The organism is Corallococcus caeni (assembly GCF_036245865.1).
In the GTDB taxonomy this organism is placed as follows: Bacteria; Myxococcota; Myxococcia; order Myxococcales; family Myxococcaceae; genus Corallococcus; species Corallococcus caeni.
Genome location: NZ_BTTW01000003.1, coordinates 666,950 through 681,492 on the forward strand (window position 1 = coordinate 666,950; position 14,543 = coordinate 681,492).

Below are 14,543 nucleotides of genomic sequence, written 5' to 3' on the forward strand. Positions count from 1 at the left end.
TTACGCCTCCGCCGCTTCGTCACCGGCTTCGTTGGCGCCGGCTTCGGGATGGAGGGTGACCACCGAGCGGCGCTCGGGGGCGAAGTACTTCGCGGCCACGGCCTTCACCTGGTCCGCCGTGACGTTCGCGTAGAAGGTCGGCAGGGACAGGCCCTCGCGCCAGTCGCCCAGCAGGGCCTCGTAGTGGCCCAGGGCGTGGCCCCGGCCGCTGTTGGTGGACAGCTCCCGCAGGTGGTCCGCGCGCAGGTTGTTCTTCGCCTTCTGCAGCTCCTTGTCGGTGACGCCGTCACGCGCCAGCCGCTCCAGCTCCGCGTACAGCAGGCCCTCCACCTTCGCCGCGTCCGAGTCCGGCTTGAGCTCCAGGTAGAACAGGATGGTCCCCGGGTCGATGCGCCAGCTCCAGTCGAGCATCACCGACACGGCGGCCTTCTGGTCATACACGAGGGACTTCACCAGCCGGCTGCCCTCGCCCTTGGTGAGGACGTACTGGACGACGTCCAGCACCAGCGTGTCCTCGTCGCTGGCCGCGGGGCCGCGGAAGCCGATCATCACCGACGGCGACTGCGCGGGGTGGCGCACCACGGCGCGGCGCTCGCCCTTCTGCTCCGGCTCCGCGTTGAGCACCGGCGCGGGCGTGGGGCCGCGCGGGATGTTCCCGTAGTACTTGCGCACCAGCGCGAGCGTCTTCTTCGGGTCGATGTCCCCGACGATGTAGAGCACCGCGTTGTTGGGCGCGTAGTACGTGCGGAAGTACTCCTGGCAGTCCTCGCGGGTGATGTTCTCGATGTCCGCCATCCAGCCGATGACGGGCCAGCGGTACGCGTGCGCCTTGTAGACGAGCGTGCCCAGCTCCTCGTCCATCATGCCGGGGATTTCGTTGTCCACGCGGACGCGGCGCTCCTCCATCACGACCTGGCGCTCGCTCGTCAGCGTCTCCTGGGAGATGCGCAGCGAGCGCATCCGGTCCGACTCCAGGTCGAGCACCGTCTCCAGCGCGTCGGCGGAGAAGTCGTCGTAGTACACCGTCATGTCGTTGGACGTGTACGCGTTGGAGCGGCCGCCGTTGGACTCCAGCGTCTTGTCGAACATCTTGGGGCCGTACTTCTTCGCCCCGTTGAACATCATGTGTTCGAACAGGTGGCTGATGCCGGTGATGCCGGGCCGCTCGTTGCGGCTGCCCACCTGGAAGAAGGTGTAGAGGCTGACCACCGGGGCCTGGTGGTTCGCCAGCAGGCGGACCTTCAGGCCGTTGGGCAGCGTTGCCTCGTGAACGTCGAACAGTGCGGCGAGGGTGGGGTCCACCGCGCGCACGGCGGTGGACCGCGGGGATGCCTTGGACATAGGTGCCCCACCGTAACCACGGCGGGCCTAGAGATCCACGACACCTTCACGCAGGGCCATCACCACCGCGTCCACATGGGAGTTCACGCCCATCTTCCGGTAGATATGCGACAGGTGCGTGCGCACCGTCCGCCGCTCGAGCGTCATCACCCGCCCCACCTCCGCGTTGGACAGGCCCTTGGCCACGTAGCGCAGGACGTCCAGCTCCATGGCCGTCAGCCCCCAGGGCAGCTCGGCGGGCTTCTGGGCGGGCTTCGCCTGGACGGACTGGAAGTAGTTCCAGAAGCGCCGCGCGATGATGGGCTCCAGCACCGTGCCGCCGTCCATGACCTCCTGGATGCCGGAGCGGATCTTCTCCGGCCCCACCCGCTTCACCAGGTAGCCGGACGCGCCCGCCTGGATGGCCTCGTAGACCTTCTGCTCGTCCTCGAAGGACGTGAGGATGAGGATCTCCACCTCCGGGGCCCGGCGCTTGACCTTCTGGGTCACCTGGATGCCGTTGAGGCTGGGAAGCTCCAGGTCCAGCAGGACGAGCTGCGGGCGCTCGCGGACGATGTCGTCCACCGCCTGCTCACCGTCCTGGGAGGTGCCCACCACCTCCAGCTCCGGGAAGGTGCCCAGCACCTTGACCAGGTTGCGCAGCAGCTGGGGCTGGTCCTCGACGACGAAGATGCGCGTGCGCTCCACGGAACTCACCGCCTGGTGGGGGGAGGCTGGAACTGTTCCTCCAGCTTCTGGTGCTGGCCCCGCGAGAAGCGGAGCTGGAAGTCCTTCTGCTCGCCGGTGGCGATGGCCACCACGCGGATGTCGCGCGTGCCCACGCGGACCGGGTAGTTCACCAGCGGCGTGGCGCGGCGCACCCGGGCCCCGTCGATGAAGACGTTCGCCGGGAGGTTCGTGCGCAGCGTGAGGAACGCCCGCTGGTTCTTCGGGGGAACGCCCGGCTCCGCGGTGTCCTCTTCCGCGTCCTCGTCCTCCACGTCCCGGGCGCCCGGGTCGATCGGCGGCGCGGGCGGAGGGGGCGTGATGGGCTTGAGCGCGGACGGGTTCGCGGGCTGAGCCGGGGAGCCGTTCGCCCCGGGCGCGTTCGGGTCGTAGCGGGGCAGCTCCGGCTCATGCACCGGCTCCAGGCCCAGCCGCCACGCGGCGACCGCGAACATGAACAGGCCCACCAGGGCGATGCCGCCCGCGATGAAGAGCAGGCGCTTGCGGCGCGTGCCTGCGTTCACCGCGTCCATGCTCGGCGTCTCCACCGTGTCGAAGCGCTGGTGCACGGGCAGGTGCCGGTCCGACGGCGCCGGCTCCGCCATGTCGCTGCGCACGCGGCCTTCCGCCTTGGGAACGGCCGCGCGGCGCTCCGAACGGGGCTCGGGAGGAAGGGCCTCGGTGGGCTCGGCGCGGCCCCGGCGCTCCTGGCGGGGCGCGGGCGCTTCGGGGGCCTTGGGGGCCACGGAGGGCGTTCCGCCGCCCGCGGGGAGGATCGCCGTCTCCTGACCGGGGGCCCTGCCGCCGGCACCGTGCGCGGGGCGCAGGGCCGGGCGCTTCGTGGAGGGCGGCGGCTCTTCGCCTGAGCCCAGGGGCGGCCCCGAGGGCGCGCCGGAGGGCTGACCGGGACGCAGGGCCGGGCGGCGGCCGGAGGGTGGGACGGGCTCCTCCCCGCCCAGGGGCACCCCGGGGCGCATGGCGGCGCGGCGGCCGGTGGGCACGGGCGGTTCGTCCTCGCCCAGGGGCGGCCCGGAGAAGTCCTCGACCACCTTCACGCGAGGGTTGCGGCCGGCGCGCGAGGAGCCCTGGCCCTCCGCACCGCCCTGCGGGCCGGCCTGACGGCGGGACTTCTGCGCGAGGACGCCGGGCGGCGCGTCCCAGCCCTGCTCCAGCGGCCCCGCGTGGGACGGATCCGTGCTCCGCGCTTCGTTCGTGGGCTCGGGCTCCGGGGCGGGTCCGTCGTCCTCGGGAGCATCCGGGGCGTAGTCCTCGGGACGGAAGGCCTCGAAGCCGGGCGCGGCCTCCTGCGTGTCCGCGGAGGACTCCTGCTCCGTGGGCGCGCGGCTGTACGGGGCGCGCTGGACGATGGACGCCTCGTGCTCCTCGGCGTGCAGGTCCTCCATCTCCGCGCCGGAGACGGGCTCCAGTTGGAAGGGCTCCACGAACGGCACGGGCCCGGGGGCCGCGAGGCTCACCTCGTTGGGGAACAGCTCCGACACGAAGCGCCCCACCTCCTCCGCGCCGGGCAGGCCGCCGCCCGCGGAGAGGAAGTTGCGCAGCGCCTGGGCGAACTCGCCACACGAACGGAAGCGCCGCTGGGGCGCGGGATCCAGCGCGCGCATGATGGCCGGATCCAGCCGCGAGTTGATCCGCCGGTCCAACCGGCTGGGCGGAGGCAGCGCCTCACGGCGGGTGCTGACGCCGCTGCCGGGCACCACGGCTTCGCGCAGCGTGAGCAGTTCGTAGGCGATGGCGCCCAGCGAGTACACGTCGGACGCCTCCGTGGGCGTCTCCCCGCGAGTGACCTCCGGCGCGCGGTACGCGCTGCGGCCCCGGTGCGCGAACGTGCGCTTGAGCTGGGGCACGGACAGCAGCGCCTGGAGCGCGCCGAAGTCGCAGATGGCCGGGAAGCCGTCGCGGGACAACAGCACGTTGCCGGGGGTGATGGCCCCGTGGACGACGCCCGCGTCGTGCGCGAGCTGCACGGTCTCCAGCAGCTGGATGACGATGGAGAGCGCCACCGTGGGCGGCAGCAGCACCTCCTTCGTGTTGAGGCGCTGGAGCGCGATGCCCAGCGTGAAGCCGTCCACGTCCTCGCGCACGATGGCGAGCCGCTGGCGCACGAAGCCCACGTCCACGACGTGGAGGAGGCCCGGGTGGCGCACGGGCTGGAGCCGCCGCACCGTCTCCGCCAGCTCGCGGGCATAGCCCGGGTCGGAGGTGCGCGGCAGGAAGAGCTTCACCGCGACGGGGAGCGTGGGCAGCAGCAGGGCCTCGTACAGCTCCGCCAGGTCCCCCGCCTCCGTGCGGCCGGTGAGCCGGTACGTCCCGCTCATCGGGGCTTCCGGGGCGTCTTGGGCGCGCGCGCGCGGCGGGACACGGCGGCGAACATGAAGCCGCACCAGACGCACGACTCACCGCGCCGTCCGCGGGGCAGCTCCAGGGTGCAGCCGGGGCAGCGCGGCCGGGGCCGGGCGGTGCGGACGGTGGCGGCGGAGACGCTGGCGCGGGTGCGGACGGGGGGCGGCTTGCGAGCCTCCAGGGCCAGTCGGGCCTCCAGCCGGCGCACCCGGTCCTCCAGCGCGGTGATGCGAGCGGCCAGGCGCGCGTGGAGGTCCTCGGCGGAGGCCGGGGATGGACGTGGGGTGCGCATCGTTGGACAGAGCGTGCCAGCCCCGTGCGAAGCCCGCAAGGACGCGGGCGAAGGGCGAGCGGCGCGTGTTATGTCTTGGGGTCCCGTGTCGCCCCTACTCTCCCCTGCCCAGCCCATCCCGGGCGGACCCTCCGTGGATCCGCTGCACGGGAGCTTCCGCTCCTCCATCCGCCGCGAGCACGCCGAAGACGCGGCCCGCCGCGCGAGGGACCTGCTCACCGACGACGTGCTCGGCCGGCTGCTCACCACCCCGCGCGAGCCCACCACCCAGGTGCCGCATTCACGGGACGTGTTCGTCAACCGCAACCTGCGCATGGACCACGTCGAGCTCATCGGGTTCGACATGGACTACACGCTGGCCATCTACCACATGCGCCGGCTGGAGCAGCTGTCGTTCGACATGACGCTGGCGAAGCTGATCAGCGAGTACGGCTATCCGCCGTTCGTGGGCGGCCTGCTCTACGACCACCACTTCGTGATGCGCGGGCTGGCGGTGGACCGCGTCAACGGCAACGTCCTGAAGATGGACCGCTTCGGCCACGTGGGGCGCGCGTACCACGGCCTCAGGCCCCTGAAGCGCGACGCGTGGAAGGAGCTGTACCGCAACAAGCGCGTGCGGCTGCGCAACCCGCAGTTCGCGTGGAACGACACGCTCTTCGCGTTGCCGGAGACGTGCCTGTATTCGGGCATCATCGAGCTGATGGAGTCGCTGGGGCACACCGTGAACTACGGCAAGCTCTACGACGACATCCGGGAAGCCATCGACACGGTGCACCGGGACAACTCGCTCAAGCGGGAGATCCGCAAGGACCTGGCGCGCTACGTGTTCCTGGACCCGGAGCTGGGGCCGGCGTTGCACAAGCTGCGCTCGGGCGGGAAGCGGCTGTTCCTGCTGACGAACTCCGCGTGGGACTACACGAACGCGGTGATGCGCTACCTCTTGGACGGGCAGCTGCCGGAGTACCCCAGCTGGAAGAACTACTTCGACTTCGTGGTGACGGCGGCGGGCAAGCCGGCGTTCTTCACGGAGAACCGGCCGTTCCTGGAGCTGGATTCGTCCACGGAGGCCGGCAAGGTCGTGGGTGAGGCGAAGTCGCTGGAGCGCGGCACGGTGTACTCCGGAGGCAACCTGGCCCAGTTCGAGGAGTTCACCGGCTACCGGGGCGAGCACGTCCTCTACGTGGGCGACCACATCTACGGCGACATCCTGAAGTCGAAGAAGTCGTCGCTGTGGCGCACGTGCATGATCGTCCAGGAGATTGAGGACGAGATCACGTACACGGACGCGAGGCGCGAGGAGATCGTCACGCTGTCCGAGGTGGAGCTGACGCGCGCGCGGCTGGACGACGAGGTGAACCACCGCAAGACGGTGTTGAACACCCTGGAGCGCAGGCTGGAGCGCGAGGAGCTTCCCGCGGCGGAGCGGCAGGAGGTGGAGGAGCTGCGCAAGAAGACGAAGGCGGAGCTGGAGAAGCTGCGCCGGTCGTTGAAGGAGACCAACGGCATCGCGGACACGCTGGAGCGCGACGTCGAGGAGGGCTTCAACCCCTACTGGGGCCTGCTGTTCAAGGAGGGCAACGAGAACAGCCGCTTCGGCTACCAGGTGGAGCAGTACGCGTGTCTCTACACGAGCCGCGTGTCGAACTTCCTGCACCACTCGCCGATGCAGTACTACCGCTCGCCGCGCGACCTGATGGCGCACGAGCAGGCGGGAGCGCTGTCGAGCAAGCTGTCCCCGATGGGGAGCGAGGGCCCGCCGAAGGGGTCGTTGGAGAAGGAGTAGCTCAGGGCGTCGCGGGAAGCCGGCCCCAGATGACGTCGCTGAAGCGCGACGTGGGCGCCGGCTCGATGCCCAGCTTGCGCAGGTCGTCGGTGTGGCGAGCGCCCTTCACGACGACCCACCGGCGGGCGACGCGCCTCCCCTCCTCCACCGCTTCGGGCGTGAGGGGGGCGTGCTCCGCGAAGCGGCGCAGGACGTCGAAGGCCGGCTGGGCCTTCTTCGGCTTGGCGAACATCGGGTCGAAGAAGACGACGTCGAAGGACTTCGCGGGCAGCGTCTTCAGGTACGCGTGCGCGTCCGCGTGGACGACTTCGATGGCGCAGGAGTCCGCGCCCCGGTCATAGCGCTGGAGCCCCTCCGCGGCGACGATGCACAGGGGCAGGCTCTTCTCCAGTCCCACGACACGGCCCGTCGGACCTACGGCGAGCGACGCCACCAGCGCGTCCTGCGCCAGGCCCAGGGTGCAGTCGAGCACGGCATCGCCCGGGACGATCTCCGCGACCTTGAGGAACGCATCATCGCGCTGACCCTGCCGAAGGCGCATGCGCCGCAGGTGCGCCATGCCCGCGTGGAAGCCGAATGAACCCTGCGGTTCCCACAGCGTCACGCCATCGCCGCCCACGACGAGCAGCGCGTCCACCTTGGTGCCCAGCCAGGGCGCGATGCCCTCACTGGAGCGGCGCGAAAGGAACGGCAGGTTCCACCGCTGCGCCACGGCCCGCGCCTCGCGCACCGTGGCCACGTCCGTCTTCGTGCTGGTGGTGACGGCGAGGGGAAGCGGAGTCATGGCGGGCAAGGTCCCATACCATGCGTCTCATGAACTTTCGGGTCTGGATCGCCGTGCTCGCGGGAGGGGCATTTGCCGGAGGCTGCGCAGCGGCACCGCTCGCGACCTGCACGCCTGCCGACTCCACCATGAGTTGCTGCATCAAGACGCATCCCCTGAGCCCCGTCGACAGCTGCGGCGCTTCTGAGGCCGAGGCGGTTGCCGCACTCACCGCCCTGAAGACAGCCTACGAAGCCTCACGATTGACCGAAGACGAGTTCGCCAACAATGCCCACCTTCCTGAATGGCAGCAGGCCTGCATTCGCAGCTACGTGGACTGCAAGAACCAGGGCTGGAAGGGGCGCTGCTATGAATGCCTGCGATATTGCGAAGGGCAGCACGAATGGCCCTTCAAGGCCTGCGCTCCCACGAGGAAATGAAGCCATGGTCGAAGACCTCGAAGGCGACTGGCATCAACTCCGCGTGCTCGACACGCGAGCCCAGCAAGAAGGCACCGTCGTCCTGGATGACGCCCTTCGCTCGCTCCTGCGCCGGGCTGGCCCGTCCGTGGCCATGCCCGCCGAGGAAGTAGAAGCCGGCCTGCGCGCCCCGGAGGCCGCACGCACCCTCCTCCACCAGATGCGCCAGCGCATCACGGAGGGCTCCCGGCGCATGAGCGACGCCCTCCACCGCATGTACCGCCTGCGCGACCAGGGCGACCTGGACGGCGCGCGCCAGCAGATGCGGGACCTGCTCGCCGTGGAGGTCGTGCCGTACTACCGCGAACTCGCGCAAGGCCAGCTCGCGGACCTGGACTGAAGCGCCCTACTCCGCGACCGCCTGGAGCTTCCGGCCACCCTGCATCTGCGCCACCGTCACGGACTGGTTCCGGCCGTTGCGCTTGGAGTGGTACAGGCACTGGTCCGCCAGGTCGATCATCTGCTGCTTCTCCATGGCGTTGTCCGGGAACGTCGCGATGCCCAGCGACATCGTGATGCGCAGCGGGCCCATCTCCGTCTGGAACACCTCCGCCATCACCGCCTCGCGGATGCGCTCGGCGATGATCTTCGCGCCCTGCACGTCCGTCTCCGGCATCACCATCACGAACTCCTCGCCGCCGTAGCGCGCGACGATGTCCGTGTCCCGCGCCAGCGTCTTGATGATGCGCGCCACGCCCTTGAGCACCTGGTCGCCCGTCGGGTGCCCGTACGTGTCGTTCACACTCTTGAAGTGGTCCACGTCCGTCAACATGATGGAGCACTTGCGGTTGTACCGCCGCGCCTGCGCCAGGATGTCGTCCGCGCGCGACTGGAACGTGCGGTGGTTGAGCAGCCCCGTGAGGCCGTCCGTCGTCGCCATCTTCTCCATCTGCTCGTAGAGCTGCGCGCGCAACACCGCCTGCGCCGCCTGGATGGCGATGACTTCGATCATCCGCAGCACGTCCTGCTCGAACGCCGTCTTCTTGCGCGACCCCGCCACCAGCGTGCCCAGGATGCGGTCCCCCGCCACCAGCGGGAAGATCTTCAGCGCGCCCAGGCCGCGCACCTGCGTCTCCTCGTCGAAGATGACCTGGCGGTCCATCGCCTTGATGTCCCGCCCCGGCAACGGCGCCCCGTAGCGCACCACGTTCGCCACCAGGCCGTTGTTGTCCTGGAACGTGCGCCCCTCCAGCGCCTTGCCCTGCGCCGTGACGCCCGTCATCCGCATCACGCGGTGCACCCGCTTGCCCTCCTGCTCCGACACCAGCGTCACCGCGCAGAAGTCCAGCCCCGCCAGCTGCCGCGTCGCCTCCAGCACCGCCACGAACACCTGGTCCGGGCTGCCCGCGCGGTTCAGCTCCTCGATGGCCCGGAAGAACCGGTCCTTCTCGTCGCGCGTCTTGCGGATGTAGCTCATCACCCGCTCCACCTCGATGGAGCGCAGCACCTCTCCCGCGATGGTGGTGAGCATCTTCTCGTCCTGATCCGTGAACGGCTCGTTCTTGAGCTTGTCCGCCACCAGCACGCCGCGCACCAGCCCGCTGCCCTCCAGGATGGGCACCGCCAGGAGCGCCTGCACCGTGGGGCCGCCGCCCTCGTAGTACGTGACGCCCTTGAGCCCCTGCGGCGAGTTCATCCGCACCGGCGCGCGGCGCTTCAGCACCCCGCCGATGATGCCCTCGCCCGCGTTGAACTTCTCCCGCTGCACCCGCTCCGACGCGGAGCGGCAGTCGTACAGCTTCAGGCTCCGGTCGTCCGACGTGAGCAGGAACGCCGCGCAGGTGTCCGTGCGCAGGCCCGTCTCCGCGATCTCCAGCGCCGCGTGCACCGCGCCTTCAATCTCCTTCACCGACGCGACCAGCCACTTCTCGTCGGAGTTCATCCCGCTGAAGCTGTCCTGCGTGCCGGAGGACACCAGCCGGAAGGTGCGCGCGCGCTCCTCCACCTCGCGGATGCGCTTCTGCACCGCGTCCGACTCCGCCCGCTTCGCCACCGCCATCCGCGCGGACAGCACCAGGTGGTACAGCCCCGCGAACAGCGCCAGGAACAGCGTGTGCGTCAGGAAACCCGTGACGTTCACCACCGGCCCGCCCAGCGTCACCAGGCCGTCGTACACCAGCGCCACGCCCAGCAGCGTCATGCCCGCGTTGCGCGGCAGGAACGCCACCAGGAACGCCATCAAGAGATACACGATGGGGAACAGCTCCCCGCCGCCGATGGCCACCACGATGAAGGCCGCGGAGATGAGCCCGCCGCCCAATTCCAGGTCGTCGCGCAGGTCGATGACCGCGCCCACCGAGGAGCGCATCGCCCGGCGCCACGCCGCCATGCCGATGCCGACGAGCAGCCCCATCACGAGCGCCGCTTCCGTCCAGCCCAGCGTGTGCAGGCCCCGGAAGCCGCCCTGCGCCAGGTGCACGAAGGTGGCCAGCGCCACCGCCGCGGGGATGGCGCGGAAGAAGGCGCGCACGAGCTTCGCCGGAGAGGGCACCACGGTCAGCGAGGTCATGGCGACTCCAGATGGAAGACGATTTCGCCCGGCTTCACGTAGCCGAGTTCCTCACGCACCGACTGCTCCAGCGCCGCCGGGTCCTTGCGCAGCGCCGCGATCTCCTTGCGAAGCGCGTCGTTCTGCGCGGCCAGCGAGCGGTTGCGCTCGTCGAGCGCCTCCACGTCCTGCCGCAGGCGCAGGTAACGACGGAAGCCCTTGGCGTCCGCCACCGAAGCGAGGCTCAGGGCCACCGCCACCACCGCCGCCACCATCAGGAGCTTTCGCCGGGACGTCATGAGCGCCGGCGAAGGTACCAGCGGCCCCCCTGCCCGCAAGAATTCCGCTCCAGCCCTGTAGCACTCCCCAGCAGGGGCGGAACTCAGTCCGCTTTCAGCAGCTTCTCGATGGCCTTCGCCACGTCCGACTGGCCCTCAATCCCCTGCCACGCGGCCACCGCGCGGCCGTGCTTGTCCAGCAGCACCGTGCTGGGCAGCGCTCGGATGCGGCCAAAGGCGCTCCCGCCCGCGCGCATGCGGTCATCCGACAGCAGCACCGGGTACGGAAAGGCGTAGTGGTCCGCGAACGGCCCCAGCACCCGGCCCTCGTCGATGTCCATCCCCACCGCGACGACCTGGAAGCCCTGGGGGCCGTACGTCTCCTGGAGCTGCTTGAGCGTGGGCAGGTCCGCCAGGCACGGGAAGCACCAGGTGGCCATGAAGGACACCAGCACCACCTTGCCCGGGAGCTGCCGCGGGTCGTAGCGCGTGGGCCCCACCGACGGCAGCCACAGCGCCCGGTAGAACGCGGGCCCGGCGTCCACCGGCCCGCTGTTCCGGTGACAGCCGGCCCCCAGGCCCGTCAGCCCGAGCACGCCCAGCGCCACCGCGCACGCGAGGGCGCGTCGTCGCACCGGACTCACGCGGGTCAGGCCTCCGGCTCCAGGGGGCCACCCCGCAGCTGGCACTCCCGGCACAGGCCGTACAGCTCCATCTTGTGCGAGGTCACCGTGAAGCCGTGCTTGCGCGCCACCGCGTCCTGGAGCGTCTCGATGCGGTCGTTCTCGAACTCGACGATGGTGCCGCAGCTCGTGCAGATGAGGTGGTCGTGGTGCTCGCGCCCCGCCGCCGCCTCGTAGCGAGTCTGCCCGTCACCGAAGTTGCGCGCGTGCGCGAGGCCGCACTCGTTGAGCAGCTTCATGGTCCGGTAGACGGTGGCCACGGACACCTTGGTGTCCTGCTCGCGCACCTTGTTCCACAGCTCCTCCACGGACAGGTGGCCGCCCACCTCGAAGAACGTGTCGATGATGAGGCTGCGCTGGCGCGTGCTCTTCAGGCCGTGCTGGGCCATGTAGCGGGCCAGCACCTCGTCCTTGTCTTTCTCGGAATGGGAGTGGCTGTGGTGATGGGTCGTCATCTGCAATCTCTGGAGCACCCCATGTGTTGAGGTGGGAATGCCTGCTCCCGCAAGACAATTTCGCCAACCGGCCTCAGCGAGCGCCCGCTCCCCCGCTGACTACCACGGACTTCGGCGTCTTCGGCTTGCGCCGCGCCTGGGCTGTTTACATTGAGGCCGGACTGGCTCATTGACACCTGTCTGGCCGCGAAGATAGAGGCATCCGCCCTCGTAAACGAGCAATTTTCCGAACCTTTCCATGATCAGTCCCTGGCAGAGAAGACGGCAGCCCGATGACGTACCCACCCCGGTGGCGGTGGCGGTGTCGGACTTCTGCCGACGCGCGAAGGCTCCGGCCCCCGCACAGCAGGTCCGAGAGGCGCTCGCGCTCCTCACGGAGGATGAGGACTTCCGGGTCCGCGCCCTCACGGACGGTGAACCGGAGACGTCCCCCCTGGGGCCCTTCGCGGTGGTGGACATCCTGCGCGGCGTGACGCCGTCGCTCGCGGCCCAGCGCCAGGAGTGCGGCTACTACGACGTGGTCCAGGAGCTGGCCCAGGTGCGCGAGGAGAAGACGCCGCCCCCCGCGCCCGCTCCCACCACGCCCGTGTTCGCCCTCCCCTCCTCCCCCGTGGAGGAGACGGACGCCAGGACGGGCCGCCGCAAGAGCGCCAAGGCGGAGGCCGCCGCCGTCCAGGAGCGCATCGCGCCGAAGAAGCGCACCACCGACGCGGAGGACGCCGACACCGCCGCACAGGCCACGCTGGCACCGCAGGCGCCTGAAGAAGAGGAGGCCCCGCGCTTCCTCAAGCGCGAGCTGCCCCGCCCCCGCGGCCGCTTCACCCGCGTGGAGGCCCAGCGACTGTCGTTCTTTGAACTGACGCGCGCGGAGGGCAAGGAGACGCTGGAGGCCGCCATCGAGGCCACGGAGCACCGCTACTCGCTGCTGCGCACGCTGGAGCACCGCTACAACGGCCCGCGCGGCGAGCTGACCCAGGTGGACATGGAGAACGTCCTCCGGCAGCACGGCATCATGGAGACGCTGGAGGCCCGCGAGCGCCACAACATCCAGACGGCCTATGCCTCGCAGCGCGGCGCCACCGGCCGCGTGGGCTGGGCGCTGGGCCTGTCCCCCAGCGAGCTGCAGCGGCTCACCCACGCGCTCAAGCTGGAGGAAGAGGTGGAGGCCCTGCGCGAGCGCTTCCGCAACGAGGTGCTGGCGACGGGCCACCTCACCCACCGGCTGGATCTGCTCGGCCGGGACAAGTACCTGGTGGACCTGGGCATCCAGAAGCGCTTCGCCGACGCGCTCCGCAAGGAGCTGGAGCGGCTGGCGAAGGATGCCCTGCCGGACGCCACGGATCTGCACTCGCTGGCCAACGTCGTGGGGCGCAAGCACGGCGCGCCCGCGGAGCTGGTCACCCGCGCTTTCGAACGCCTGAACCTGACGGAGGGCCTGCGCAAGCAGCTCTCCGCCCAGGCCCAATCCCCTTCGCACTGACTCATCGACACGAGGTACCCACCCCATGCCCATCTACGAGTACGGCTGCTCGGCCTGTGGAAAGACCATCGACGTCCTGCAGAAGATGTCCGACCCGACGCCCCCCGCGTGCACCGCGTGCGGCGCCCAGGGCACGCTGAGCAAGCAGGTCAGCCGCTCCAGCTTCCACCTCAAGGGAGGCGGCTGGTACTCCGACCTGTACGGCTCCACGAAGAAGGACGGCGGCGGTTCGTCATCGTCGTCGTCCTCCTCGTCGTCGACCGCGTCCACCGCGGCCGCGGCGCCGAGCAGCAGCCCGGCGGCCAGCGCTCCCGCGGCCGCGCCCGCCCCCGCGTCCGGCGACAAGTCGTAGCGCGCACGCCCCACCGCCCCCGGCTGAAAATTCGCTGGGGGCGCGGGGAGGCCGCACACTTGACGCGTGCCCTTTCCTCCCTCGAAGCGTCCCCCCCGCCACTGCGCGCTGTGCGGCCATCCAGAGCTGACGGATGCGCGGGGGCAGGGGCGATTCCTCCTGGTCGCGGACCCGCATGGCCGTGGCCCCGTGTGCCCTCCGCAGCGCGGCTGCCGCAACGGCAAGCTCGCGGCGACGGACACGCCAGCGCTGACGCAGGCCATCCGCTAGGCTAAGCAGACACCTCAGAAGCGCGCGTTCCTCCCCGCGTGCCTCCAGGTGCCATGCCGCGTCCCTCCTTCCGCTCGCTGTCGTCCCTCCTCCTGGTGCCGCTGCTGGCCGCGCTCTGTGCCGGCTGCGCGTCCGCCACCCGCATGTCCCCCGAGGATCGCGCCTCGCTGGACCGGACCCTCACCGGCCCGGACGCGGAGCAGTACCTGCGCGTCTCCGCCTACCTGACGCCCTTCTTCGGGGACGCGTCCAAGCGGCTGCTCACGCCCTACCCGCCGGAGGACGTGCGGCTGGTGGACGACACCCAGGGCAAGCCCATCAACCCCGGCCCCATCCAGGCCACCCTCCCCGCCGGCTCGCGCGTGCGCATCACCAAGGTGGAGTTCCCCACCGCGTGGGTCGTCACCGAGCGCGTCCTCTACTCCCCGCGCACCTGGCCGTGGGTGTACGTGACGGTGGAGGGCGCGCCCGCGGGGGAGCAGGTGGTGCTGGTGCTGCCGCCCAACCTCGACCGGCCGGACGCCTTCCGCGCGGAGCTGGAGAACACGCTGTCACCCCACTCGCCCAAGGCGCAGCTGGACGGCTTCAGCGCGGCGGTGAAGGAGGCGGTGCGCACCAAGAAGCTGGTGGCGGACATGCCCGCGGACGCGGTGCGCATGGCCTGGGGGCCTCCGGAGTCCATCCGCCGCACGCTGGAGGGCACCGCGAAGAACGAGGAGTGGCGCTACACGGGGGAGCGCCGCAAGGCGTTCCTCACCGACGGGAGGCTGGTGCGCGCGGAGGAGGCGGGCAAGTCGGTCCTGCCCTGAGGCC

General features: G+C 70.5%; 16 protein-coding genes. 7 read left to right on the plus strand and 9 right to left on the minus strand.

Features of this window, described 5'->3' with window-relative positions:
• From AABA78_RS16895 to AABA78_RS16910, 4 genes are read right to left on the minus strand one after another with little or no spacing between them, the layout of a single operon-like run.
• Positions 1 to 1,341, minus strand: a complete 1,341-nt coding sequence (locus AABA78_RS16895) for a M16 family metallopeptidase (protein WP_338264074.1) — start codon at positions 1,339 to 1,341, stop codon at positions 1 to 3.
• 27 nt (positions 1,342 to 1,368) lie between these two features.
• Positions 1,369 to 2,028 carry a response regulator gene (locus AABA78_RS16900; RefSeq protein ID WP_171420996.1) on the minus strand — a complete coding sequence of 220 codons (660 nt, stop codon included), beginning with the start codon at positions 2,026 to 2,028 and terminating at the stop codon, positions 1,369 to 1,371.
• 5 nt (positions 2,029 to 2,033) lie between these two features.
• Positions 2,034 to 4,382 (minus strand): serine/threonine-protein kinase, encoded by a 2,349-nt coding sequence (locus AABA78_RS16905; RefSeq protein ID WP_338264075.1) that lies wholly within the window; start codon positions 4,380 to 4,382, stop codon positions 2,034 to 2,036.
• Positions 4,379 to 4,699, minus strand: a complete 321-nt coding sequence (locus tag AABA78_RS16910) for a hypothetical protein (protein WP_171421083.1) — start codon at positions 4,697 to 4,699, stop codon at positions 4,379 to 4,381. The genes AABA78_RS16905 and AABA78_RS16910 overlap by 4 nt, the downstream gene beginning before the upstream one ends.
• A gap of 70 nt (positions 4,700 to 4,769) precedes the next feature.
• Between AABA78_RS16910 and AABA78_RS16915 the strand changes: the two genes are divergently transcribed.
• Positions 4,770 to 6,482, plus strand: a complete 1,713-nt coding sequence (locus tag AABA78_RS16915) for an HAD-IG family 5'-nucleotidase (protein WP_338264076.1) — start codon at positions 4,770 to 4,772, stop codon at positions 6,480 to 6,482.
• A gap of 1 nt (position 6,483) precedes the next feature.
• On the opposite strand, the gene AABA78_RS16920 is transcribed toward AABA78_RS16915, so the two are convergent.
• Positions 6,484 to 7,266 (minus strand): class I SAM-dependent methyltransferase, encoded by a 783-nt coding sequence (locus tag AABA78_RS16920; RefSeq protein WP_338264077.1) that lies wholly within the window; start codon positions 7,264 to 7,266, stop codon positions 6,484 to 6,486.
• Positions 7,267 to 7,286: 20 nt separating this feature from the next.
• On the opposite strand from AABA78_RS16920, the gene AABA78_RS16925 reads away from it, so the two are divergent.
• Both AABA78_RS16925 and AABA78_RS16930 read left to right on the plus strand, forming a co-directional pair.
• On the plus strand, positions 7,287 to 7,685 hold the full coding sequence (locus AABA78_RS16925) for a DUF1707 domain-containing protein (protein ID WP_338264078.1): 399 nt from the start codon (positions 7,287 to 7,289) through the stop codon (positions 7,683 to 7,685).
• 4 nt (positions 7,686 to 7,689) lie between these two features.
• Positions 7,690 to 8,064: a DUSAM domain-containing protein gene (locus AABA78_RS16930; RefSeq protein WP_338264079.1), complete on the plus strand. Its 375-nt coding sequence runs from the start codon at positions 7,690 to 7,692 to the stop codon at positions 8,062 to 8,064.
• A gap of 6 nt (positions 8,065 to 8,070) precedes the next feature.
• Here the strand turns inward: AABA78_RS16930 and AABA78_RS16935 are convergent, their stop codons facing one another.
• The 4 genes from AABA78_RS16935 to AABA78_RS16950 form a co-directional block, all read right to left on the minus strand.
• Positions 8,071 to 10,233 (minus strand): sensor domain-containing diguanylate cyclase, encoded by a 2,163-nt coding sequence (locus tag AABA78_RS16935; RefSeq protein ID WP_338264080.1) that lies wholly within the window; start codon positions 10,231 to 10,233, stop codon positions 8,071 to 8,073.
• Positions 10,230 to 10,511, minus strand: coding sequence for an FtsB family cell division protein (locus AABA78_RS16940; protein ID WP_171421078.1), 282 nt, complete (start codon positions 10,509 to 10,511; stop codon positions 10,230 to 10,232). Before AABA78_RS16940 ends, AABA78_RS16935 begins: the two co-directional genes overlap by 4 nt.
• A gap of 83 nt (positions 10,512 to 10,594) precedes the next feature.
• On the minus strand, positions 10,595 to 11,134 hold the full coding sequence (locus AABA78_RS16945) for a TlpA family protein disulfide reductase (protein WP_338264081.1): 540 nt from the start codon (positions 11,132 to 11,134) through the stop codon (positions 10,595 to 10,597).
• A 5-nt stretch (positions 11,135 to 11,139) separates the two neighbouring features.
• A complete protein-coding gene (locus tag AABA78_RS16950) occupies positions 11,140 to 11,628 on the minus strand; it encodes a Fur family transcriptional regulator (RefSeq protein WP_171421077.1) in 489 nt (162 codons plus the stop codon).
• A 238-nt stretch (positions 11,629 to 11,866) separates the two neighbouring features.
• Here AABA78_RS16950 and AABA78_RS16955 point away from each other — a divergent pair, with 238 nt between their 5' ends.
• From AABA78_RS16955 to AABA78_RS16970, 4 genes are all read left to right on the plus strand, one after another.
• Positions 11,867 to 13,108, plus strand: coding sequence for a hypothetical protein (locus AABA78_RS16955; protein WP_338264082.1), 1,242 nt, complete (start codon positions 11,867 to 11,869; stop codon positions 13,106 to 13,108).
• A 25-nt stretch (positions 13,109 to 13,133) separates the two neighbouring features.
• Entirely contained in the window at positions 13,134 to 13,460 is a 327-nt protein-coding gene (locus AABA78_RS16960; RefSeq protein ID WP_338264083.1) for an FmdB family zinc ribbon protein, read from the plus strand.
• A gap of 66 nt (positions 13,461 to 13,526) precedes the next feature.
• Complete coding sequence (locus AABA78_RS16965) at positions 13,527 to 13,730, plus strand: hypothetical protein (protein ID WP_120530714.1); 204 nt, start codon at positions 13,527 to 13,529, stop codon at positions 13,728 to 13,730.
• Positions 13,731 to 13,783: 53 nt separating this feature from the next.
• The gene (locus AABA78_RS16970) at positions 13,784 to 14,539 is read left to right on the plus strand and encodes a hypothetical protein (protein WP_338264084.1); all 756 of its coding nucleotides are present in this window, start codon (positions 13,784 to 13,786) and stop codon (positions 14,537 to 14,539) included.
• Positions 14,540 to 14,543: the final 4 nt, after the last annotated feature.